Origin of the sequence: Shewanella sp. 10N.286.48.B5 (assembly GCF_002874355.2) — a bacterium.
GTDB lineage: Bacteria > Pseudomonadota > Gammaproteobacteria > Enterobacterales > Shewanellaceae > Shewanella.
On record NZ_MCVG02000001.1, the window covers coordinates 2,465,127 to 2,489,795 of the forward strand.

Annotated in this window: 22 protein-coding genes and 2 pseudogenes; 4 read left to right on the forward strand and 20 right to left on the reverse strand. The window is 37.9% G+C overall.

The window, feature by feature from the left end; all coding sequences use genetic code 11:
• Nucleotides 1-97 precede the first annotated feature (97 nt).
• The 7 genes from cysN to glmM all read right to left on the reverse strand — a co-directional run bounded on the left by cysN (nucleotide 98) and on the right by glmM (nucleotide 8,162).
• On the reverse strand, nucleotides 98-1,504 hold the full coding sequence (cysN, locus tag BCU57_RS10500) for a sulfate adenylyltransferase subunit CysN (protein ID WP_102437579.1): 1,407 nt from the start codon (nucleotides 1,502-1,504) through the stop codon (nucleotides 98-100).
• 121 nt (nucleotides 1,505-1,625) lie between these two features.
• Nucleotides 1,626-2,531, reverse strand: a complete 906-nt coding sequence (gene cysD / locus BCU57_RS10505; protein ID WP_076537299.1) for a sulfate adenylyltransferase subunit CysD — start codon at nucleotides 2,529-2,531, stop codon at nucleotides 1,626-1,628.
• Between the two features lie 393 nt (nucleotides 2,532-2,924).
• Entirely contained in the window at nucleotides 2,925-4,064 is a 1,140-nt protein-coding gene (locus tag BCU57_RS10510; RefSeq protein WP_102437580.1) for an SDR family oxidoreductase, read from the reverse strand.
• The gene (gene rfbC / locus BCU57_RS10515; protein ID WP_102437581.1) at nucleotides 4,061-4,642 is read right to left on the reverse strand and encodes a dTDP-4-dehydrorhamnose 3,5-epimerase; all 582 of its coding nucleotides are present in this window, start codon (nucleotides 4,640-4,642) and stop codon (nucleotides 4,061-4,063) included. Before rfbC ends, BCU57_RS10510 begins: the two co-directional genes overlap by 4 nt.
• Nucleotides 4,642-5,556, reverse strand: a complete 915-nt coding sequence (gene rfbA / locus BCU57_RS10520; RefSeq protein ID WP_198589913.1) for a glucose-1-phosphate thymidylyltransferase RfbA — start codon at nucleotides 5,554-5,556, stop codon at nucleotides 4,642-4,644. The genes rfbC and rfbA overlap by 1 nt, the downstream gene beginning before the upstream one ends.
• Entirely contained in the window at nucleotides 5,549-6,625 is a 1,077-nt protein-coding gene (gene rfbB / locus BCU57_RS10525; RefSeq protein ID WP_198589914.1) for a dTDP-glucose 4,6-dehydratase, read from the reverse strand. The genes rfbA and rfbB overlap by 8 nt, the downstream gene beginning before the upstream one ends.
• 181 nt (nucleotides 6,626-6,806) lie before the next feature.
• Nucleotides 6,807-8,162: a phosphoglucosamine mutase gene (gene glmM / locus BCU57_RS10530; protein WP_102437583.1), complete on the reverse strand. Its 1,356-nt coding sequence runs from the start codon at nucleotides 8,160-8,162 to the stop codon at nucleotides 6,807-6,809.
• Between the two features lie 450 nt (nucleotides 8,163-8,612).
• On the opposite strand from glmM, the pseudogene BCU57_RS10535 reads away from it, so the two are divergent.
• The 4 genes and pseudogenes from BCU57_RS10535 to BCU57_RS10550 all read left to right on the forward strand — a co-directional run.
• A pseudogene (locus BCU57_RS10535) lies at nucleotides 8,613-8,702 on the forward strand (hypothetical protein); the annotation flags it as partial.
• Nucleotides 8,703-8,812: 110 nt separating this feature from the next.
• Nucleotides 8,813-8,932: pseudogene (locus tag BCU57_RS10540) on the forward strand (integrase); the annotation flags it as partial.
• A 57-nt stretch (nucleotides 8,933-8,989) separates the two neighbouring features.
• Complete coding sequence (locus BCU57_RS10545; protein WP_241903491.1) at nucleotides 8,990-9,502, forward strand: tyrosine-type recombinase/integrase; 513 nt, start codon at nucleotides 8,990-8,992, stop codon at nucleotides 9,500-9,502.
• Nucleotides 9,499-9,747 (forward strand): hypothetical protein, encoded by a 249-nt coding sequence (locus BCU57_RS10550; protein ID WP_241903492.1) that lies wholly within the window; start codon nucleotides 9,499-9,501, stop codon nucleotides 9,745-9,747. Before BCU57_RS10545 ends, BCU57_RS10550 begins: the two co-directional genes overlap by 4 nt.
• A 106-nt stretch (nucleotides 9,748-9,853) precedes the next feature.
• Here the strand turns inward: BCU57_RS10550 and galU are convergent, their stop codons facing one another.
• From galU to BCU57_RS10615, 13 genes are all read right to left on the reverse strand, one after another.
• On the reverse strand, nucleotides 9,854-10,732 hold the full coding sequence (galU, locus tag BCU57_RS10555) for a UTP--glucose-1-phosphate uridylyltransferase GalU (protein WP_102437584.1): 879 nt from the start codon (nucleotides 10,730-10,732) through the stop codon (nucleotides 9,854-9,856).
• Between the two features lie 48 nt (nucleotides 10,733-10,780).
• The gene (locus BCU57_RS10560) at nucleotides 10,781-12,712 is read right to left on the reverse strand and encodes a polysaccharide biosynthesis protein (RefSeq protein WP_102437585.1); all 1,932 of its coding nucleotides are present in this window, start codon (nucleotides 12,710-12,712) and stop codon (nucleotides 10,781-10,783) included.
• 316 nt (nucleotides 12,713-13,028) lie between these two features.
• Nucleotides 13,029-13,577 (reverse strand): sugar transferase, encoded by a 549-nt coding sequence (locus tag BCU57_RS10565; protein ID WP_102437586.1) that lies wholly within the window; start codon nucleotides 13,575-13,577, stop codon nucleotides 13,029-13,031.
• A 9-nt stretch (nucleotides 13,578-13,586) separates the two neighbouring features.
• A complete protein-coding gene (locus BCU57_RS10570) occupies nucleotides 13,587-14,537 on the reverse strand; it encodes a UDP-glucose 4-epimerase family protein (protein ID WP_102437587.1) in 951 nt (316 codons plus the stop codon).
• Nucleotides 14,530-15,696 carry a glycosyltransferase family 4 protein gene (locus BCU57_RS10575; RefSeq protein WP_102437588.1) on the reverse strand — a complete coding sequence of 389 codons (1,167 nt, stop codon included), beginning with the start codon at nucleotides 15,694-15,696 and terminating at the stop codon, nucleotides 14,530-14,532. Before BCU57_RS10575 ends, BCU57_RS10570 begins: the two co-directional genes overlap by 8 nt.
• Nucleotides 15,697-15,734: 38 nt before the next feature.
• Nucleotides 15,735-17,363, reverse strand: coding sequence for a heparinase II/III family protein (locus tag BCU57_RS10580; protein ID WP_198589915.1), 1,629 nt, complete (start codon nucleotides 17,361-17,363; stop codon nucleotides 15,735-15,737).
• Between the two features lie 181 nt (nucleotides 17,364-17,544).
• Nucleotides 17,545-18,003 carry a serine O-acetyltransferase gene (locus BCU57_RS10585; RefSeq protein ID WP_102435840.1) on the reverse strand — a complete coding sequence of 153 codons (459 nt, stop codon included), beginning with the start codon at nucleotides 18,001-18,003 and terminating at the stop codon, nucleotides 17,545-17,547.
• On the reverse strand, nucleotides 17,987-19,123 hold the full coding sequence (locus tag BCU57_RS10590) for a glycosyltransferase (protein ID WP_102435842.1): 1,137 nt from the start codon (nucleotides 19,121-19,123) through the stop codon (nucleotides 17,987-17,989). The genes BCU57_RS10585 and BCU57_RS10590 overlap by 17 nt, the downstream gene beginning before the upstream one ends.
• Nucleotides 19,120-20,268, reverse strand: coding sequence for a hypothetical protein (locus tag BCU57_RS10595; protein ID WP_133149348.1), 1,149 nt, complete (start codon nucleotides 20,266-20,268; stop codon nucleotides 19,120-19,122). Before BCU57_RS10595 ends, BCU57_RS10590 begins: the two co-directional genes overlap by 4 nt.
• Nucleotides 20,269-20,276: 8 nt before the next feature.
• Complete coding sequence (locus BCU57_RS10600) at nucleotides 20,277-21,581, reverse strand: hypothetical protein (protein WP_102435846.1); 1,305 nt, start codon at nucleotides 21,579-21,581, stop codon at nucleotides 20,277-20,279.
• Between the two features lie 298 nt (nucleotides 21,582-21,879).
• A complete protein-coding gene (locus tag BCU57_RS10605) occupies nucleotides 21,880-23,040 on the reverse strand; it encodes a TDP-N-acetylfucosamine:lipid II N-acetylfucosaminyltransferase (protein ID WP_102440719.1) in 1,161 nt (386 codons plus the stop codon).
• Complete coding sequence (locus tag BCU57_RS10610; protein ID WP_102440720.1) at nucleotides 23,027-23,593, reverse strand: acyltransferase; 567 nt, start codon at nucleotides 23,591-23,593, stop codon at nucleotides 23,027-23,029. The genes BCU57_RS10605 and BCU57_RS10610 overlap by 14 nt, the downstream gene beginning before the upstream one ends.
• Entirely contained in the window at nucleotides 23,593-24,669 is a 1,077-nt protein-coding gene (locus BCU57_RS10615; RefSeq protein WP_102440721.1) for a DegT/DnrJ/EryC1/StrS family aminotransferase, read from the reverse strand. The genes BCU57_RS10610 and BCU57_RS10615 overlap by 1 nt, the downstream gene beginning before the upstream one ends.

A 24,669-nucleotide genomic window follows, 5' to 3' on the forward strand; every position in this document is an offset into this window, starting at 1 on the left:
AGAAACCAACCTCAAGGATACAAAGTCAAAAAAAGCTGCAAGCTAATCAATCGCATTGCAGCTTTTTGATAAAGCCTAGGTGCTAGGCTGTACTAGCTTAGCCTATGACTTTTGCGCCCCAATGAGGGTAATGTTTTCTAACCAATGCATTAAATTCGATTTCAAATGCTGAAGGTTTGGCTTCAGTGGTTGCTGCTTTGCCTTCTAATGAATTTCTTATCATCCCCGCGCCCACGGTGACATTGGTTAGGCGATCGATAATGATAAACGCACCAGTGGTTCGATTGATATCATAAGCATCAAACTGCACAGCTTCATTGACTGCAAAGTTACAGTTACCCATTTCATTAAGTTCAAGTTGATGTGCATCAAATGTCTCTAGGGTGTTCACATCGACTTTGTGATTCACATTCTCGACATAGCCATAAACTGATTTACTGCCCATTTTAATAGCATATTCACGATCGACATGTAATGGCTCTTCAGTCATCCACACCACATCGGCCTCAAAATTGCTGCTTGATAATGGCAGTTCATGAGGGCGAACTAGCATGTCACCACGGCTAATATCAATTTCATCTTCTAAGGTGATGGTAATTGCCATGCCGATAGTGGCTTTTTCAAGCTCGCCATCAAAGGTCACTATAGATTTAACTTTACTTTCTTTACCTGAAGGCAAGGTTTTGACGGTATCACCAACGCGGATATCGCCCGATGCAACCGTGCCACAAAAACCGCGAAAATCCAGATTTGGACGATTAACGTATTGCACTTGCATACGAAATGGGTGGGTTTTATCTTTGGCAACCGTCACGGTATTTAACAGTTTCATCATGGTTGAACCCGGGTACCAAGTCATGTTGGCACTCTCGTTGACAACATTGTCGCCCTTTAATGCTGAAATCGGCACAAAGCGAATATCGTTAAACTGCAGGTTTTCAGCAAACTCACGATATTCTTTCTTAATATTTTGATAAACGCTTTGGTCGTAATCCACCGCGTCCATTTTATTGATGGCAATGATGACGTGCTTAATACCCAACTGAGAGCAAATAAAGCTGTGACGGCGAGTTTGTACTTGCACCCCATGCCTTGCATCAATCAAAATAATCGCTAAATCAGCAGTCGAAGCGCCCGTTGCCATATTGCGGGTATATTGCTCATGACCTGGAGTATCAGCAATAATAAATTTACGTTGCTCGGTGGCAAAATAGCGATAAGCCACATCAATGGTAATACCTTGCTCACGCTCAGACTGCAGGCCATCAACCAATAAGGCTAAATCGAACGACTCATCTGTGGTATTAAAGCGTTTTGAGTCTTTTTCAATGGCCGCCATTTGATCTTCAAAAATCATTTTACTGTCATACAACAAACGACCAATAAGGGTCGATTTACCATCATCAACACTGCCACAGGTTAAAATGCGCAGCATATCTTTATTTTCATGAACTTTTAAATAAGCTTCAATATCTGAAGCGATTAAAGCGGTATTAGACATCATAAATTCCTTAAGCTAACGCGCTGCTCTGAGCGTATATTCAACTGCAGCAACACATTGGTAATGTAATGGTTCAAATAATCAGAAGTGCCAAACACTTCATAAAAATGAGGTTTTAAAAAGCTTAGAAATACCCTTCCATTTTTTTCTTTTCCATTGAACCGGATGAATCATTATCAATCACTCGTCCTTGACGCTCAGATGTTGTACAAAGCAGCATCTCTTGAATAATCTCAGGTAAGGTTTGTGCAACCGACTCAACTGCGCCAGTGAGTGGATAGCAACCTAATGTTCTAAAGCGCACCATCTTATGCTCAATGACTTCGCCTTCTTCAAGCTCCATTCGGTCATCATCAACCATGATTAAGGTGCCATCACGCTCTAAAACTGGTCTTTCTGCAGCTAAATAAAGCGATGGGATTTCAATACCTTCAAGATAAATATATTGCCAGATATCTAATTCAGTCCAATTTGATAATGGGAAAACGCGAATGCTTTCGCCTTTATCCACTTTACCGTTATAAATATTCCATAACTCAGGACGTTGGTTTTTAGGGTCCCATCTGTGCTTGTTATCGCGAAAAGAATACACACGCTCTTTGGCACGGGATTTTTCTTCATCACGACGTGCACCGCCAAAAGCAGCATCAAAACCATGCATATCTAACGCTTGCTTTAAGCCCTCAGTTTTCATGATGTCGGTGTGCTTAGCACTACCATGAACAAACGGGCTACAGCCCATTTCTAAACCGCGAGGGTTTTTATGAACGATTAAGTCAAAGCCGTACTTTTCGGCCATTTGATCACGAAAAGCAATCATCTCTTTAAACTTCCAGTTGGTATCAACATGCATCAAAGGAAATGGAATTTTGCCGGGATAGAAAGCTTTACGCGCAAGGTGCAATAAAACCGAGGAGTCTTTACCTACCGAGTAGAGCATGACAGGGTTATCAAATTCTGCGGCGACTTCACGCATAATTTGAATGGATTCTGCTTCAAGTTGCTTTAAATGAGTCAATTGTGTCGACATATCTATTCCAATAAACCTTTAATAATTCATACGCTTTAAACAGACAAATGATGATCCGTCTCATAACGATGATTGTTAATCCCAAGTTGCATGCAATCATATTACCAGTATCAACTGATAGTAAAAGTTATTAATGAAGGGTTGAATATAACAAAAAGGAATAAAAAGGATGAAAAGGTTTGTTTGGAATAATGATCTAAAAAGTAATAACTCACTCCTCCAATCATCTAAGTGGTAGAGAGTGACAACTGAAAAGCTAACTGCGAAAGGTTAGATGTTAACCAAAGACACTGGGAGGATTAGGCCGATTAATGAGTTAGCATTTGTGTAGCCGATTACTTAAGCTGAGCTTGAGCAAAATCTGTAAACCGTTATAAATACTCTTAAAAAAAGTTATAAAACATCAATATCGAGATTTCTAATCAAAGTTTTAATGGATACTTGCCAATCACAAGCATCGATACCCCAAGCCATTTTTATCTGCTGGCAATCAAGCACACTGTAGGGTGGCCGCTTAGCAGGCAAAGGATAGTCCTGAGTATCAATCCCCTTGAGTGTAGGAACTGTTAGTAACTTAGCTTGTACACTTGCTTCATCGACAATGGCTTTTGCTAAACCATACCAGCTGGTAGCTGTATCGCCGCAGTAATGAAAAGTGCCCCAAACTGTTTTACCCTGCTGAATTTGCGCAGCGATGTTTAATATCGCTTTGGCTAAATCCCCCGCATAAGTAGGACAACCTATTTGATCGGCCACCATCGCCAGAGTCGGTTTAGTTTTGGCTAATCTCAGCACCGTTTTAGCAAAGTTATGCCCAAATTCGCTTATCAGCCAAGACGTTCGAATGATAATGTGCTGCGGCAGAATATCAGTAATCAATTGCTCGCCGCGCCACTTAGACTCGCCATAAATATTCAGCGGATTTGGCACAGCAGTTTCAGAATATGGGCTTGGACTGTTTTCAATTGCAGTTTCAATAGCAGTGTTAGAGGCGGTTGCAAAGGTTGCTTCAAGGCCACCAGCAAGCTTGGGCTCATCTACAGGCAGCGCTGAACTTGCAGCTTGAGATGGCAGCCTGCCACTTTTGCCATCAAACACATAATCGGTTGAGATATGAATAAGTGGAATAGATGCTTTTAGCGCCGCTAAGGCAAGATTCTTCGCCCCTGTGGCATTCACATCATCAGCAAGCTGCTGATGTGTTTCAGCCTGGTCCACTTGGGTGTAGGCGGCGCAATTGATGATTAAATCGGGGTTAAGCCTATCAATCATTTCCATGACCGCATTAGCGTCACTGATCTCTAAATCTGATTTATCTGCCGTGAGAAGTTGTAGCTCATTTGGCATGCATTGAGATGACAAGTCGGTGTTAATTTTACAGTGGCTCTCTCTGTTGTTCTCTCTGTTAAGAGCTCTGCTAATAATTCTAGAATAGTTGCCATTATTCTTGGCTAAAAAGGCATTATGATCTGCAATGCAGCGCCTAATACTCAATCCTAACTGACCATTAGCGCCTGTTAATAACAGCTTCACTTTGTGATGTCCGGCTTTAAGGTTAACGCCTGCTCATTGTGCATTGCTTTTAACGCCTGAAAAGATAACCCTTGTTGATCTTTAGCAGATTGAATGACCTCCCTAATAGGCCAATTAATGGCTAAGTCAGCATCGTCCCAGCTAAGACAAGCTTCATTTTTAGGGTCATAATAATCGCTACATTTGTATTCAACATCACAACACGCTTCTAAAGCAACAAAGCCATGGGCAAAGCCTTCTGGCACCCACAATTGTCGCTGGTTGGTCTCAGATAACTCAACCCCAACCCAAGCGCCATAAGTTGATGACTGTGGGCGGATATCAACAACCACATCAAACACCTTGCCTCTAACGACTCTCACTAATTTAGCTTGCGGCTTCTGGGTTTGAAAATGAAGCCCTCTAAGCACACCATAAAGTGAGCGTGAATAGTTATCCTGCACAAAGGATTGATTGGCTTTTAGCAATTGTTGAAAACGAGCTTGTTGAAAGGTTTCCATAAAAAAGCCACGTTCATCTTCAAACACTTGAGGCTCAATGATTTTGACATCAGAAATGGTAGTATCAATAACCTTCATCAACGATGTTCCTCTACGAGTTGGCTTAGGTAAGTGCCATATGCCGTTTTTTGATGAAATTGTGCTTGTTGCGCTAACTCATCAACAGATAACCAACCATTAATGAAACCGATTTCTTCAAGACAGGCCACCTTTAAGCCTTGGCGTTTCTCAATGGTCTGCACAAAATGACTCGCTTCAAGCAGTGCATCATGGGTTCCGGTACCAAGCCAAGCAAACCCTCGCCCTAATATATCCACAGTTAAGGCTTTTTTAGCCAGATAAGCCATGTTCACATCGGTAATTTCAAGCTCACCTCTTGCTGACGGAGTAATACGCTTAGCAATGGATACGACCTCATTATCGTAAAAATAAAGCCCTGTAACGGCAAAGTTGGTTTTAGGGACGCTCGGTTTTTCTTCAATACTTAGGGCAATGCCATTATCGTCAAAATCAATGACCCCAAATCGCGCGGGATCGCTAACATGATAGCCAAATACGGTTGCACCAGACGCTTTGGCTGTAGCTTGTTTTAGCTTTTCAGTAAAGTTTTGCCCATAGAAAATATTATCGCCTAACACTAATGCCACGTTACTATCACCAATAAACTGCTCACCAATGATAAACGCCTGCGCTAAACCCTCTGGCGCTGCTTGCTCTGCATAACTGAGCTTAATACCAAAGCGTTCACCGTTGCCTAATAAGCGTTTAAAGCTGGGCAGAACTTCAGAGGTTGAGATCAGTAAAATGTCATTAATACCCGCCAGCATGAGTACCGATAAGGGATAATAAATCATCGGCTTATCATAGACAGGTAATAACTGTTTAGAGGTGCCAAGGGTTAGCGGAAATAAGCGACTGCCCGTGCCACCCGCTAATATAATGCCTTTATACTGTGCAGAAGTGATGGGCTGCACAGCGCTTAAACTACTCATTGATATTTCCATTAGCGAGCCCAAGTCTGTTAAGGCGGTAGTCACCAGTTAAGATCTGTTGCCACCAGCTAGGATTATCGATGTACCATTTAACCGTTGCAGCTAACCCCAAATGAAAATCATGTTCAGGTTGCCAACCTAATTGTGATTGAATTTTTGATGCATTAATGGCATAGCGACTATCATGACCGAGCCTATCGTCAACATAGGTAATTAACTCAGCATAAGATTGGCAGCCTAGCTTAGCCTCTGGTGCCAATTGCTCTAATAGCGCACATATGCTGTTAACCACATCAATATTGGTGACTTGATTGAGGCCACCAATATTATAGCTTTGACCTACTTCGCCATGTGTCAGCACTTGATATAAACCGCGAACATGGTCCTCTACATGTAACCAATCTCGCACTTGCAGGCCATTACCGTAAACGGTTAACGGCTTACCTGCTAAGGCATTCAAAATGGTGTGGGGGATCAACTTTTCAGGAAATTGATAAGGACCGTAATTGTTTGAGCAATGACTGACCACCACAGGCAAGCCGTAGGTGCGGTGCCAGGCGTTGACCAAATGATCAGAAGAAGCTTTAGAGGCTGAATAAGGCGAGCTGGGTTTATATGACGTCTGCTCTGAAAATGGCTGCTCATCACAGCCTAAGTCACCGAAAACCTCATCGGTTGAAATATGATGAAATCGAAACGCAGTTTTAGCATCAGCTGCTAGTGTGTTCCAATACTCACGGCACACTTCAAGCAGGGTCAATGTACCGATAACATTGGTTTGCATAAAAGCACTGGCGTTATCAATGGAGCGATCCACATGGCTTTCTGCAGCAAGGTGCATTACCGCTGTCGGTTTAAACTTATCAAAAACTTGGTTTAAACTCTTGGCATCGCAAATATCAGCATGAACAAAATGGTATCTGTGTGAATGCTCAACGTCCTGTAGAGAATCAAGGTTACCCGAATAGGTTAATGCATCAATATTAACGATTGTCTCATCGGTATGCTTAATGAGATGACGGATAAGCGTACTACCAATAAAACCTGCACCGCCGGTAATTAAAATCATACTCAAAAAACCTTAACAATAATGAACTAAAACGACTGACTTCAGCTGTAAACTTGTAGCGAAACATTATACCCAATATAAGCCTAAAGTTATTGTTTCGCTAAAAACAAAAATGCCAGAGTATCAATACTCTGGCATTTAATAGCATAGATAAATCTACCCTGATTGATAAGACAAATTATTAACTTGCCGCTTTAACCACATCCGCAATTGATTGCGCCTGGGTTTGGGTCATATCCGCATCGGTTGATTCAACCATTACACGGATTAATGGCTCAGTACCCGATTTACGCAATAACACACGGCCATTATCACCCATCACTTGCTCAGCAGCTGTTACTGCTTGCTGCACGGCATCAGAGGCAATAATTTCATCGGCGTTGTTGGCACTTAAGCGCACATTGATCAGCACTTGCGGCAGTTTTGTCATACCAGACTTAACTTCAGCTAAGCTTTTACCTGACTCAATTACAGCATCAAGCACTTGCAGCGATGCCACAATACCATCACCCGTGGTGGTATGTTTAAGGCTTAAGATATGGCCTGAGCCTTCGCCGCCAAGCAACCAACCGGTTTCTTTAAGCTGCTCAACCACGTAGCGATCGCCCACTTTAGCGCGAATAAAGGGAATATCCATTTCTTTAAGTGCCAGCTCTAAACCTAGGTTTGACATCAAGGTACCGACAACACCGCCATTTAACTCACCAGCTTGTTGAAACGCTTGCGCTAAAATAAAGATGATTTCATCGCCATCAACCACATGGCCGTTATGATCAACAAACAACACCCTGTCAGCATCGCCATCTAAGGCAATACCTAAGTCAGCCTCATGCACCATCACTGCAGTTTGCAGGCTATCAAGGTGAGTTGCGCCGCAGCGCTCATTAATGTTTAACCCATCTGGTTTATCATTAATGCTGATCACTTCAGCGCCGAGCTCAGCATACACTTCTTTAGCGATGTGATACGCTGCGCCATTAGCCGAATCAACGACGATTTTCAAACCTGCAAGGGATTTATTTTTATCAAACGTCCCTTTACAAAACTCAATATAACGCCCAGCAGCATCAGCAATACGGCGCACTTTACCCAACTTTGCCGAGTCCACACACGACATTGCGCCATGATTAATGGCTTGATCAAGTAAGTGTTCAATTTCTAATTCTTGAGCATCGTTAAGCTTGGTACCCGAGTTTGAGAACAGCTTAATACCGTTATCGTAATAAGGGTTATGGGATGCACTGATCACCACCCCTGCATCAGCTCTAAAAGTCGAAGTTAAATACGCGATAGCCGGTGTTGGCATTGGGCCAACCAAAGCAATATTAATCCCTGCTGCAGAAAAGCCTGCTTCCATGGCGGTTTCTAACATGTAACCACTAATACGAGTATCTTTACCGATAATCACTTCTTTGGTGCCTGCTGACGCTAAAACCGTCCCTGCAGCCCAACCTAATTTCATCGCAAAAGACGGGTTAATCGGAAACTCACCCACCTTTCCTCTTACACCATCGGTGCCAAAATATTTACGAGACATAACAACTCCAAAACCAACAGTCCATGTTGGTATAAAACAAAAATAAGGTCACACTTTTAAGTGGAGGCAAATTATATACGAAAAGCCCGCACAATGACTCATCTAATTGCGACATTTTTAAGCCACAGCAATCTTTATTGGATTTTGTGGGTTAAAGCAAAGCAGCAAAGTGATTTGGTGCAGCCATACTGGTATTTAAAGAGTTCAAATATATAAAATAGTGATTATGTAGTGCTGTTATCTTTAATGGATGAAGAAATCTGGGAGGGTGTAACAGTCTCTAAAAAGGCGTGGCTACTTATATGAAATATTACAACTAGAACGGCTACATTCCGCTAATGGTGATCTGTCATCAGTAGCGTTTGAAAATTCCCAACTAAAAGTGTCCAGTTTGGATTGACCAGTATGGCTCATATTCGCATACGTCCAAACGGGCGCATTCAGTTCGACATGCATCTTTATGGCTGCCGTTTTCGTGAAGGCAGTAAACTGATGGCAACCCCTAAAAACCTCACCCAAGCCAAAGCCATGCTCAAAAAAATGAACGCTGAGATTGATTTAGGCAGCTTTCAATATCGTGACTATTTTCCGAAAAGTAAAAAGGTCGCAAAATTTGAGCAGCTTCAGCGCGACAAACATCCTGACCGTGAATACCCTTTTTCAATGACTTTGCTAACCAATGGTTTGAACGCAAAAAAGGCGCTTGGAAAAACAGTTATAAATGCACCATCCGCAACACACTCGATAAATACCTTATACCCGAATTCGGTAATACCTTGGTAAATGAAATCACCCTGTCTCAAATAGATTATTTTCGTCAGGAACTTATGGAAATAATGAAAGACAGTGAGACACGTCAATTATCCAATCGCCGTATTAATTTCTTACTTTGGCCTGTTATTGCCATCATTAGCTTGGCCGCTGAAGAATTTAAATTTGAATATCCCTTAAGACGCTACAAAGCGCTTAAGGAAGAAAAAGCAGAGTCATACTCAATGACGATTGAAGAGGTGCGCAAGTTTTTAGACAAGGTGCCACAAGAGTGGAAGGATTACTTTATTATCCGATTTTGGACTGGCATACGCAGCTTTGAGATACACGGCCTTGAATGGCAGCATATTGATTTTGAACACCGTTTAATTCGTATCCGTCAGAACTGGGTAAATGGTGAAGTGTGTGATGTAAAAACACCTAAATCACGCCGAGACTTAAAGATGTGCGATACCATCTATGAAGCCTTTAAACGAATTAAAGATTCAAGTGAGGCTGGATATGCCCCCTATTCTGACTTTGTGTTTACCGGAAAAAATCCGGTGCGCCACTGGATACCCACTATGTGAGTAAAGCATTATGGTACCCCACATTAATCAAAGCAGGACTTAAACGCAGACGCGCTTACGAGACGCGTCACACTTCAGCTGTGCTTCATATAGCAGCCCTTGAGAATCCCTTGTACATTTCGCAAATGCTTGGTCACAGCGATACCCGCTTATTGTTTGACGTATATGCCCCTTATGTTGCCAATGCATCGCGTACTGATGGAAATGCATTTGATACGCTGATGCGAAGTGAAGGCTTTTCTTAAAGGTGTAGACGTTTTAATAAAATCCCCATTTTATAATTTTATCTCTAAAAGCAAAAAACCAACTCATTGTGAGTTGGTTTTATTGGTAATGCGAAAGTAATCTAATCTAGAGCAATGTTTTAATTACTTTAGCAAAATCATCACCGAGCTTTTTGTCGCGCAGGCCATATTCAACAAAGGCTTTCATGTAACCCAGTTTGTCGCCACAATCATGCGATTTACCGGTCATATTGAACGCTTCAACAGTATCTTGTTCAATTAGCATATCAATCGCATCTGTTAACTGAATTTCGTCACCCGCGCCCGCTGGTGTCTTAGCTAATAAATTCCAAATTTTTTCAGATAGCACATAACGACCAACAACAGCTAAGTTTGATGGAGCAGTCCCAATGACAGGCTTTTCAACCATAGCTTTGATTTTAGCTGAATCACCTAGGGCGATTTCTTCACCATTACAATCTGCAATACCGTATTTGTTCACTTCATTATCTGGTACTGGCGCAACCATAATCTGACTAGCAAAACTGGTATGGTAACGTGCCATCATCGCAGCTAAATTTTCAGTTTTTTGGTTTGCTGTATATTCATCCAAAATAACATCAGGTAGTACCACAGCAAAAGGTTCATTACCGATACAAGGTTTAGCACACAACACAGCATGCCCAAGGCCTTTAGCCTCACCTTGACGAACACTGATAACAGAAACGTCTTTAGGACAAATTGATTGTACTTCTTCTAACAGCTGACGTTTAACACGCTTTTCAAGCGTTGATTCAAGCTCGTAAGATTTATCAAAGTGGTTTTCAATGGCATTTTTACTGGCATGGGTAACCAGTACAATTTCTTTAACGCCAGCAGCTACACACTCATTAACGATATACTGAATAAGCGGCTTGTCCACGATAGGTAGCATTTCTTTTGGAATCGCTTTAGTTGCAGGAAGCATACGTGTGCCAAGGCCTGCAACGGGAATAACAACTTTCATGAAAAACCTTATTTAATTAGGTGACTGAAAAATAATGATAAAAATATACTAGACTAAATTAACCACATTTTGAACAGCTGGTTTGTTTTTTTCTGTTTGCTGATAAAGCAAATCACAAATACCATCCGTTGGCGCAAAGCCTGTCGGCGTGGTTAATAAAATGTCCCGTATTGTGGCATGGTCAAAAGCATGACAAGCGGAATCTAAGCGCTCAAGAATTTTCGAATACTCTGCCCATGACAGATGAACCTCATTGGCTGTCATAATTCTTTCGTGTTCAGTACCCGTGACATCATCACCAATTAGTAACTCTTCATAGAGTTTTTCTCCTGGGCGTAATCCACTATATTCAATCGCGATTTCACCTTCAGGGTTCAATTCATCACGGACATCAAAACCACTTAATCGGATCATTTTGCTGGCTAAATCGACAATTTTGACTGATTTACCCATATCTAATACAAACACATCACCACCTTTACCCATAGCGCCAGCCTGAATAACCAATTGCGATGCTTCAGGAATGGTCATAAAGAAACGGGTGATTTCTGGGTGAGTCACAGTAACTGGACCGCCATTAGCAATTTGCGTTCTAAAAAGCGGCACTACTGAGCCAGATGACCCTAAAACATTACCAAATCGAACCATACAAAAACGAGTTTGATGCTTCTCTTTTGAAAAAGCTTGTAACACAAGCTCTGCCATACGCTTGGTCGTGCCCATCACATTAGTTGGACGTACTGCTTTATCTGTTGACACTAAAACAAAGGTTTCGACTTTGGCTGCAATAGCCGCTCTTGCGGTATACAGGGTGCCAAAAACGTTATTTCGAATCCCTTCAACAACATTGTGCTCAACCAGTGGCACATGCTTATAAGCCGCTGCGTGATAAACCGTTTGAACACCAAAAGATTCCATAATCGCTTGGACACGATTCTCACGCTGAACCGAGCCCATCATCGGCAAAATGCGTACATTGAGGCCAAGCTCTTTTGCTGTTGCTGATAACTCTCTTTCAATGGCATAAAGCGAATATTCAGACAGTTCGAATAACACTAATTTTTTTGGTGATTTTTTTAAAATTTGACGACATAGTTCTGAGCCGATAGAGCCGCCAGCACCAGTCACCATAACCACTTTATCGGTAATATTGGCGGTTAATAAATCTTGTCTAGGCGCGACCGAATCACGCCCTAATAAATCATCAATTTCAACTTCTTTAATATCACTATAAAGTTTATTACCACTTACCAGATCGGCCATTGCAGGAATGGTTAACACCTGAGTAGATAGCGACTCTAAACGATTAAGAATTTCTTTACGTTTGGCTCTGGTTGCACTGGGTATTGCAAGCAACACTTTGGTTGCTGCTTTTTGAGTGATGAGTTTACGTATGATTGAGGGTGAATGAACATGAACACCTTGGATTACGCTGCCATGTAGCGCTTCATCATCATCGACGAAAGCGTAAGGGTAATATTCATGGCTTAGCACCAAAGAGTTCAGTAATTGACGACCACTGACCCCTGCACCATAAATAATCACTGGCTCACCGTGACGTTTAATACCTGAGCCAACTAAAGAACGAACAAGTGCACGCGTTCCCCCTACAAACACCAAAGCGAACATGGCATATATGATAGGAACAGTGCGAGGCAGATGCGCTTCAGTAAAATAAGAGACGAACACTAAAGTGACAGTTGACGCGACAATACCAAGTAAAATAGCCGTTATTGCTTGTAAGCTCATATAACGCAATACCGCGCGGTACAAACCAAGCTTGGCGAACGCTAAAATGCTGAAAGGAATACTTGTAGCAACCAAAGCCCAGTAATGCCCATTAAGCAACACACTGACATCATCAACTCTGACTAATAACGCAGCCCAAAAGGCAAAGCTTAGAAAAACAGTGTCAATTGCGATACTCACTAAACGTTTTTGACTACGCTCTAAACGAAACAACTTTTGCAAAAAATCCATTTTCCGCTCCATAAACTTAAAAATCATAGTGTATTACTTCTTTAAATACGAACGCCTCACCACTATACCATTTACAGGGTAATATGAGTAATGCGTACAACTAGCTTAGGATATTATATGTGAGAGCATGAAAGAACACGAAGAAAAAACTTAACTTGTGCACTACTCTGGAATTGTAGGAATAAATGTGAACAAAAAACCGATGAGACACATTTTTATAGACTTTTTTGATAATGAGACAGAAAAAATTAGCACTAGGTTAAGTAAATCAATACTCTAGCGCTAAAATCATAATAAATAGATAGCACTAGATGCTCTACTTTACAGCGTCACCTGAACCACTGCCTGTGACTGTCATAATGATGTACTTAAAGTAATCTTTAACAGTTAGACTATCAATCATCTGCTTATCAGTTTTGGCTAACAAAGCAGGTGTAGACATATCAATGTTCTGTACTTGAGCTAAACCCGTTACACCAGGTGGAACATCATAAACACCTAAAGCATCACGCTCTTTGATTAATTCTTCTTGGTTAAATAAATTTGGACGCGGACCAACCAAACTCATTTCACCTTTAACCACATTAATCAGTTGCGGCAACTCATCAATCTTAGTTTTACGCAGAAAATTACCTAACTTTGTAATTGAAGCATTACTCGCTAAGTGACTAGCCACTGATTTTGTCTCAACCGACATAGTGCGAAACTTAATCAATTTAAATGGCTTTTTATTACGGCCTACTCGAGTCTGAATAAAAACTGGTGAGCCAGTATCAAACATACCAATAATAGTAACAATTAGTAGAACGGGCCAAAGCAATAACAAACCCAAAAAGGCTGCAAAAAAATCAATAATACGAATCATTTATATACTCTATTTATTTTTATTGAGAAGAAAATACTCTGCGGTTTCTTTAAAGCCTTGCTCAAGCGTTTGCGGAGGAACCCAGCCTAACGTATCTTTGGTATGTGATATATCGACCTGTAAAGACCCAATAAGCCTATCTACTACATCGGACTTACCAATTAACTTACCAACTAAGCGATAGCACCACAAAGGCACCGGTATTAATCTGCTAGACTTCCCAAGTGCATATGACATATGCTTTACCATCGAGGCTGTAGACACATCATGATCATCAGAAACTAAGAATACTTGATTTGCAGCCTTTGGATGATCAACACAGGTCATAATCAGATCAACAAGGTTCTTCACAGAAACCAGACTACGCTTATTATGTATTATGCTGCCGAAAGGCAACGGTAAACCTTTTGAAACTAAATTCATTAGAGAAGCAAAATTAGCCTTAACTCCAGGTCCGTAAACCAATGTAGGTCTTATAATTACAACTTCTAGTCCAGTGTCTTTAGCAAGTTGCAACAACTGTTCTTCGGCTTCCGATTTAGACTTCCCATAAAAGTCTTCAGGGCTTCTTGCATTAGCAGCTGTAAAAGGCATACTACATAGCGTCGACTCACCATTAACTTTGATGCTACTAACAAATATAAAACGTTTGACACCAGCTGCAATTGCTTGCTTTGCTAGGTTTAACGTAGCAAATGTATTTACTTCTCTAAATTCCCCTAATGGATCAATTGATGAATCATCCATTACATGGACCCTCGCAGCACAATGAATAATTACATCTACTCCATCGAGTGCATCTCCATATTCAGAAGACGAACTTAACTCACCTTGGTAGAAAGTTCCGAACTGTGGTTTTCTTCTACCCAAGCATTTTATTGAGTCTGCTCGTTCCTTAAATAAGTCTAAAACATTTGAGCCTACAAATCCTGTGTAGCCTGTAAGTAGAACTTTATACATTTTTACTACCTACGGATATTATAGATTTAGCCATTTCAGACATAATATTCGAGCGCTGATATTTATTAATAAATTCACTTCTATCGTGTGCGTTCATATCGAGTCGTTCTAACGCTTCAATTGCAGCAATAGCATTGTTTGGATAAAACACTTCTGCATTAGGAACTTCATCGTGAATAAATGATGCTGAATAACCGCTAACACCAGCCAAAATAGGTTTTCCTATCGCTGCATATTCGAATATCTTCGAAGGTAGCACTTTTTCAAACGCGGGATAGTCATTAAGGTGTAAAAATAGAATGTCTGCATCTAAATACTTTTCAACCAACTCATGACGCTTAACCGGAGGAAGCAATATTACATTAGACATACCAGCAACACTATCTCTTAATAGAGAATGTCTGCCTCCATCACCTATTATTGTTATTTGGTATTTCGAAGCAAGATTCTCAGCAAGTGCAGGAATTATATTGTGTAATCCTTGCCCTTCACCACAATTTCCAGCATAAAGAATATTAACTTTGTCAGCTATTACTTTTACGCTCGATTTATCAAGCTCTAAAAACTCTTTATCGATACCGTTTGTGAACCATGAATAACTAGGCTGACGAAATCTAGACCTAAAGTACTCTTCAAAACCTTTAGACACTAAGTTAATATGTGATGCATTTTTAAAGGCGTAATCTTCTACAAGTGTTAAAAAAGGTTTAGTTACTTTTGCCTGAGTCGAAGGTAACAAATCTTTAATTGTATCAACAAAGATATCTCTAATATCTAAATATAATGGTATTTTTTTAGACTTAGAGATTCTGGCTCCTAAAAAAGCGGTAAATAAACGAGAACTAGTTGCAAAAACCATATCATAATTTTCGTTTCTAACTAGCTTTTTAACTGCTTTATAATAGGCGTAGAATGATCGGATTTGATCAAGCATTCCACTTTTATGATGTGGTAACTGAATACGCCGAATTTTCGCTTGCCCATCGAATTCTTTACCTAGAGCACCAACTTCAAATGAAGCATAACGATTAGGCATTGTAGTTATAACATCCAACTCCACACCTTTTATCTCTTTAAGCTGATTTACCAATGATGTAGTACGAAATGATCCTGCACATAAATCAGGAGCATAATAAAAAGAAAGAACTAAAATTTTCATAAACGTTCCTGGCTTTATACACTTAGTAATAAAACCTATTAATTAACCATATTAATACTGAGTTTTACTTCAGATTTTTTAAAGTTTAAAACAATCTTTTTGTTAACAATAGAAACCCCAAATTCGGGGTGCCAAGTGCTATCACATATTTTAATATCAGCTCCAATAACTTCAATCATAAAATGTGTTCCATCAGGAGAGTATAAATTAAGCTGATTTTTACTACCATTAGATTGTTCTAGCTGAATGTCAGGGTGAAAATGATAGTGAGCCTGTGCAGAATTAAAACTGCCAAGTAATTTATCAGTGACAGAAAAGCCACTATCATTAATCATCCATTTTCGAGTATGTGTCACTTTGCCTCGCAAACGCATGTAACCATCATGCGAACATTCCACAAAGATTGAACCGCCACTTTCGGTGATAATTGGTTTACTTGGATAAGCTCGTCTAGCAACCCTAAAACCGCTCCAAACTTCTGAAGAATCTTCGTCATCTATTACTACTGTATTATGTGATTCAGTTTTACGCTGGCGCAAACGTTCTGAACCTAAACCATATACTGACGTACCACTATTAACAAAAACACGTTGCTTATCATAATTCCATTCAAAAGATAGTGTATCTGCGTGCGCGTGCCCCGGGATATAATCTGGGCCTACCTTTGCAACATCTAAAATTGTGCTTTCTTTTCCGTTAACCAATTTTATATAACCGGAATCTTTTAAATAGGTTACATTTTCTTCCTGTTTCATTTTCGAAAATATCCCTAACATATCTGCATAGTTACAAATTCTTTCTGCTGAAGGAGATATGTAAAAAGCGGAGTCATTGAAAAATGAAACCTCACCATCTGGATGAGTCATAGCCTCTCTCCATTTAAGCATTTTAATTATTACTTGACTCCAACGTTGTACGAGGTGAGGTGGAATAGAATTTGAATATGTATTGCCTAAATTAACCAAATCCAGCATATCTGACAAAATAATGTTGTGATACATGGGGCTAAGTTCAAAGTGCCCACCATCAGGTAATATTTGTTCTGGGATTTCTTTTTCTAGAATTTTTAACCCTTTAATCAACCAAATGTTTGCTTGCTCACCTTTAAAGTAACAACCTGAAAATACTAATGCTTTAGCATTTGCGAAGATATGATTCCCTAGTAAATGATATTCTAATTGCTGCTGAAGAGCTTGTGTCTGCAACGTAAGGCTAGCAAACCATTTCTCTTGAGCTGCATTACCAGATAAAAACCATTTTATCCAATTAACAATACGTAAAGACAAAGGATAAGGCTCCCAGCCATTACCGTGCATTAATGGGTTTTCTTCAATCCAGGTATTGATTAACGAAATATGCTTAACATTACGCTCTTGCCAATCAAGTCTATTTAGATCATCAAAATAATGTAGATTATAATTCCACAATTTAGATTTTTTTTCATCATTCCAATTGCTAATAACATCAATAACATTTAAAAATTTATATTGATTCCCGCCGATATAACAAGATTCAGATAGTGGGTAACTTAACCAATTCCTAGATAACTCTCTCTTATCTATTGGCTTTGCATCAAGTTTAATTTTTTTTATGACTCTATAAAAGCGATTAAAAATTTGAACAGGCCTAAGATATTTAACAGTATGATACAGTTTTAATATTTGCATTATAACTTTGCTGCTTATTAACTTTACTGATGAGATGTTTACAATAAACATCTTACGATTGAATCTCTAAATAGATTACTGTTCAATTACTAAAAATAAAGTAAGAAACAGAAGGGTAACCTATTAAAAATTAAATAAAATAAAATAAATACTATAAGAGTATAAAAAAACCAAAAAAAATTTAATATACATTTTCAAGCAAATCGTAAATACTACCATCCAAATTCCGAACAATTTTAGCTGGATTACCTGCCACAATGGTATTATCAGGTACATCAATTAAAACTACTGAATTTGCGCCTATAATGACATTATTACCAATTGTTATCCCACCCAAAATACGTGCGCCAGCACCAATATAAACATCATTTGCAATTATCGGCACCCCCTCAGGCGACAACTTCCTGCCTATGGTAGTATTTTGCCCAATAATAACGCGCTCCCCTATTACAGCTTTAGAGTGGATAACAACTCCAATACCGCCATAAGCCAGCTTAGATTTATAACCTATACGAGCGGAACCTGGTACGACACTATTAAAAATTAAAAAATTTATACCATCAAAAATTTTTGAAATAAATCCTATGTTTTTCCTATGGAAATAATTTGAGATCCTATACAAACTAATTGCATTCTTCACTTTTATACTCCTGCAAACTATAACGACTTAAAGGACCTACTTCCGGAGGAATAAAAGTATTATCACTTAATAAATTAGCCAAATTAAATGCAATACACTCCGCAGACCATAACTTACTAACTTCACGTGATGCTTTTGCCATCAATTGCAATTCCTCGCTACCCATAGTGACAAAATCATATAATGCGTTTGTTAGCTCATCTTTAGAAACGATTCTTCCGTTTTGGTTCTGGGCAATCAAAAAATCATTACCACTTCGAACTGAATCCAAACATAAACAAGGTAAACAGTAATGGATAGCGTTATTTAATACGACGCCCCAACCTTCATACAATGAAGGTAAAACGAATAAATGAGCCTTCTTGTAAAGTGTAGTCAATCCCGAGCTATCAATATGCCCGTGAAGTATTAACTCCACTTTAGGTTCTTTTTCGGCTTCACGTTTCAGTAGTTCTAAATCTTCTCCTTCTCCTGCAACATGAATGGTAATATTTCTATGGACACCTCTTTTTTTGGCAATTTCATTACATGAAGCGATAACTTGAGCAAAGTTTTTCCTAGAAATAAGTCTTCCAACAAGAAGTACATTAAAATCTGTAGAATTAAATTTAGCTAGTCCCCTTACAAACTCTTCTGTTGGATAAGGTAAATAATTTTCTGCAAATGCGAACTTGTAAAAATTACTCCTTTTAAAACCAGCATTAAAATAATCTTTATTACTATTATGGCCAATACATAAAATATTTACTTCTGTAAATATGGATAAACAACGAAATAAAGGAGAAAATAACTTCCTGAATCTAGAGTTATTTTTAAACCCTTCACTGGCTATAAAAACGCGTTTTTTTAAAATACAAGCCAAAGAAAACAATATCATCATTTTCGGTAATGGTGAGAAAACCCCTAAAAACACAGTTACATCGTTATTTAAAATCGATAACAAACTTTTAAAAAAACTAATAGGTTTATGTCTACTTGAATCTTCCCAATCACTTCCTTTTCTGAAGCTAGGTACTTTTTTGAAACAAACCATTTCAATGCTATAATTGTCTTTGTCAAATTCGTTAAAAATTGACCGGAAATGATAATTTGGATATGGCTCTATAATAAGGATCTTCATTTACTTTTTACATCTTTAATAAGTTCAACCAAAATATTATCGATTGAAAAAAAATTCAAGTCATCAAAGTTAAACTTAAACTTGAAATCTATATCCATTATGCTTTGCAAAGCATCTTGTATGTCTCTTTGATTATTGTTCACCACTATAAACCGGTTCGAACAAGGAATATCGCTTACTGAAAACTCTCCATCTAAAACTAAAATAACTACTCTATCAGACAGCATAACATCAAAAACCTTCCCAGGTAATTGACCACCACTGGAATTCATAATAACAACTTCAACATCTATACAACTCCGAAGCTTATTGAGTTCTACAGTTGAAATTCGCCCAAACTCTTTTACACAGCTATCAATATTAGCTCTTTCATAATCACCATTACCAGCAATGGCTAAATTAACTTTTAATTCACTACAAGCATTAATTAAAGCTTGAATAGAGCGATAATCACTTCGGTAATCTCCAGCATACAAAATTCTAATATTGTTCGTAAGAGTACATATTTTTATAGGAATTTCGGCTTGCGAAAGGTCTAAACCTCTAGGAAGGTAAAACATTTTACTTGATTCATTTTTAAAAAGGTTCTTTTGTCTTTTTAAAGTCAATTTTGAATTGTAAACCAGGTAGTCGGCTTTGCATATTAAACGTTGCTCAAGTATTTTTGTAATAAAGTTTGTAGGCCTAGAAATATCATCAAACCATGGGTCGCCCCAGTACTGTAGATACTTAAACTCCCGTTCCCCATAATAAGAAACATTCTTTTCTATTAATTTATGTAAACCCTTTGGCTCTGACGAGCTAATAATCAGGTCATAATAATTAAAATCGACCAAATCTGCTAGAGACATGTTTTTAACATAGAAGAAATCAGGAATATAAGGCTTGATCGCCATTTTCACTAACTTCTTAAACTTTGATAGAAAGCTAACCTCAGAGTTACTTTCGAAAGACTGAACGAATCCATCAACTTTGATGTGCTTATTAAATATATCGCTGCAATCCTTATCTTTTTCTATGCTCATTGGAAATTCTAAAACATCTAAGGTAGATATTCGGTTCAATCCAGAAAGCAAAATTCTATTTCTGATAGCTGCAGAGCTAGTGGAGTACTGTAATTCACTTGTGCAATATAAAATTTTCATCTAACACTCTAATATAAATATTTAACTGTAATGAGCAAGGCGAACAAACTTGATAACATAGAGAAACAAATAAATTTCTTTGTTTTTACATGAGAAACTATAGGGAAAAATGAAATAACCCCCAACCACAATATATACTTAACATACTCAACTTTATAATGTCTGATACCAAAAAACTTTATTGCATATATGAAGAAAACTGAGAACAGAACAAAAAACAATATAAAATGAAATTTAGATTTCTTGAATAACAACAGCTTTAATTTAGATATACTAGTCAGCAACGTCACTGTAATAGGTAAAATAAAAACTATATAAACAAATGAATAAACCAACTGAAAGCTATTTTCAATTACTTGAAAACCACTCCCTTTCGCTCCAAGAATATCCTTTAAAATAAACGCTGGTTGAGGAGTTACTATCATAGTAAAAAAGCCTAATATTATACGCTTTAAAATAGTAATCGGCGATATAGTATCAATATCATCAATTTCTACACTCAAGCTATTTCCTCCTAATCTTGCAGCATCATCTCCATGTAAAACTAAAATCCTTATTAAAATAGGTTTCAAATCAATAAAGACGATAACTAGAAGTAGAGATAAAAGGGACCAAAACATAGCGAACTTGAACTTAAAGCTGTTGAATAACAATCCAGTAAGTATAGCAAACAAGTAGAAACTTCTAGTGTAATAAAGCAATAAAGATAACAACAAAATGAGTAACGTATTAAATAAGCTCGTACGCCAAACATGAATTAAAAAAACAATTTCCACAACTAAAAAAATGGCGAATATGTCCCTTAAATAAGAAACCATCAACATTGCAGTTAACGGGCAGAGGACTATTAAACATTGAACAGCAACTCTATCATTACTATTAGATAAAGATACAATTCTTTTAGCAATCATAGCTACGAATAATAAATTCAACAGCAACATTAAACTTATGGCAAGCAAACTACCTGGTTCAATAACAATAAAAATTGGACTAATTATATTCAAAAATCCATTTTTATTATCTTCGGAAAATATCTCATAGTGGTAAGAGGTTTGTCCAGAGCTTATAATCTTTAAAAATTCAATAAACAAATCTGAATCACTTCCAGGACTATAGTACAAAAAACTATTTATTTCTCCTGATAAATAAACAAAAAATAATGATAAACAAGCTAAGAATAGGAAGCTTACTCCGGAGAAACGACCCATACTTTTTGTGTTACGTCTAAATCTAGCATCTATTAATAAATTAAAATTAATATAGGCAAGGACAAACATTAATACAAAAAGATAAAGAAATGCATTCAAACCCAAAGTTATACCTATACTTTAATTAAACACTACAGAAATTAATATAAAATAACGCCGACTAAAATTACATACCTTTAATATGTAAAAAAGGTAAGTGCTAAGCTATGTTACCTATGTTACCTATGTAATAATGTAATAATGTAATAATGTAAATTATTATCAAATTTATTTATAAAACATAAACAGTACCAATGTTAAACATTGTGCATCATATGGCTCGATTGTCGAGGCTCATCCGTAATTTTTAGCTTTACATCCAAAATTGAAAAAAAGCCACCACCAACCTTGTATAGCAAGAGTGTTAGGAATGAACCTCTCTAATAATCGTATTAATAAGGGTCTTTGTTTTAGAATCAATAACTTTCCGTGACCAAATGCTAGATAGAAGACGTCGATTTAATGAAACTTCATCATAGCTAAGCCTAGACTTTAAACTTTCAGTTGAGACATCATCCACTGAGTAAATAATAAAGCCTAAGTTCGTAAGGTAATAAAAAATAGGATTACGCTTTTGCAAGAATACCTTAGCACCCAAAAATAACCCAATAATAATATTCCCCAATGCCTGCTGCCTCAGATGATTCATTATTAATACAGAACAGCTTTGTATTACTTCTATGTAATCATCAATCGGCATAAAATCAGTTAATGGTATAAAGTCGATACTCAACTTCTTTTTACCAAAATCGCAAATATGTTCTTTATACTCTCGATTACCATAACTTAGTGGTGCCACGACTTTAACATCAAAACCCTTAACTTCAGCAATTAACTCGATAGCCTCAATATGATTATTACTCTCTGACGCACTATTTCCCAATAAAATATTATCACCAATTATATCTAGACCTTCAAACCCTCTAATGAAGTCATCTTCTAACGTTCCATAATTCCAGTCTACGACCTTACTTGGGAAGTTTTTAATTTTTATAAGACTGAACTCGTTTACTAACACCGGACAAAAATATTCAACTTTTGATATTACCTTTTGAACACCGAATTTAAAACTTATTCTATCAGCCAGATTTAGTAATAACCATTGAACATCAGACTTTAAAATAGGGATCCTTCCAAACGATTTCATTTCTAGCACATAATTTAAAGTTTTATTTAACAACAGGTTTCTTGAGTTACAAATATACGGATAATAATCAAAACCAAACCCAACCCATACCACTTTGACACTTTTAGGAAAACAAAATCTACTTGTAAACATAGAGTGAATAATAATTATATCAAACTCCGTCATTCTTCTTTTTAATAACTCAGCATCAAATGAACCCAATGGTAAAACTACTTTGCAATTGTGTTTAACAAATTTCACCTTGCCATCACTAAATACAATTAATTCATTTGCGACTCCAACACGCTGAAAACTGGCTAGTCCCATATCGATAAACTTTTCATCAGGCGCTAAATGTAGCACTCTAACTTTTGCCATAGAATCTTTATTTCTTACCATCCACTAAAGTCTCTTCAAGTTTCTCGCAACCACGTTTACGTTTATATAATTTTTGTGCTGGATTACCAATATATATATAACCCGGTTCAATTGACTTCTTAATAAGTGATAGCGAACCTACAGCAGAACACTTTCCAATTTCAACACCTGGTAAGATGACAGTTCCAGCCCCCACTAAACTATGCTTTCGTATAGTAACAGGTGCATGTGTTACATTTGTAAACTCTTCTGGTACAGTCGGGTTAGTCATAAAGTCACCTGAGTAATCGTCGTTGCTTGAATATATTGAGCACCTGCCAGATATACAAGTGTAATCTTCCAGTACAATCCTACCGCCTCCAATTATCGAGCAATATACAGCAATGTGAACATGTTTCCCTATTGAAATACCGCCTTCACCAGCAGATAAAACACAAAAATCATCTATACGGCTATTATCGCCTATTGAAATATTCTCAGCTCTGTAGATTGATGCTAATTTTGATAGCTGTACATTTGTACCTAAGTATTTAAACCCTAATGCTTTCAACTCATCACTAGTATAGAAGGCCATTAAACACACCCTTTTACATTTAATACCACGCGTTTAACATTTTCCCTTGTCAAATGGGCGTGCATTGGTAAACATAAAATACGCTTCGATGTAGCTACACTATTACGGCTGCCATAATTATGACTGTCAATAAACAGTTCATCTAGAGACGGCTCAAAATAATGCCGAGACTGAATTTTTTGAGCGGCTAATTTCTCAGCAACTAGTCTCATTTGTTTTTCATCTTTAAGTAATATAGGCATATAAGCCCCATTACTATTTGCTTGAGAGTGCCATAAAGGTAACTCCACAACATCTTTTAAATCTTCACGGTATTGATAGAACAGCGCTTCGCGATGTTGCAAAATATTGTCTATTTCTTCAAGATTCACTAGGCCTACAGCGGCTTGATATTCATTGAGTTTTGCATTTATACCTACATCAACCACGCCACGTCCTGGTCTAATTCCAAAGTTGATGATCTCTTCAGCTTTTTCAAAGTTAGCCCTATCTTTAAATACAATTGCCCCGCCCTCAACTGTGTGAAAGACTTTCGTAGCATGGAAGCTTAGGGTACTCGCATCACCATAGTTAAGAACAGAATTACTGCCAACTTTAACACCAAAAGCATGAGCAGCATCGTAGATAATTTGAAAATTATTATTTTGACTAAGTTTATCTAAGGCGTCAACATCGCAAGGATTTCCATAAACATGTGTGGCGACCAATGTATCGGCTTTACATCCCTTACGGTAAGCAAGGTTTACAGCTTCAGGTGACAAGTTTAGTGATTTATTATCAATATCAGCAAAAGCGACTTCATCTTTTTGCCATTTAAACGCACTTACCGTTGCGACGAAGCTAAAAGGGGTTGATATAATTGAACGAGAGCCAATGGTTCTACCTGCAACCTGTAATGCTGATGTGCCATTATTTGTTAATAGTAAGTTTTGTACACCTAAATAGTCTTCTAGCTTTTCCGTAAGCTCTTTATGCATAGGGCCAAAATTAGTGAACCAGCCATTGTCGTTTACTTTCTCTAGTAAATTAGCTAATTTTTTTATGTTCGGCTTAACCGGGCTATTTAATGCAATCAA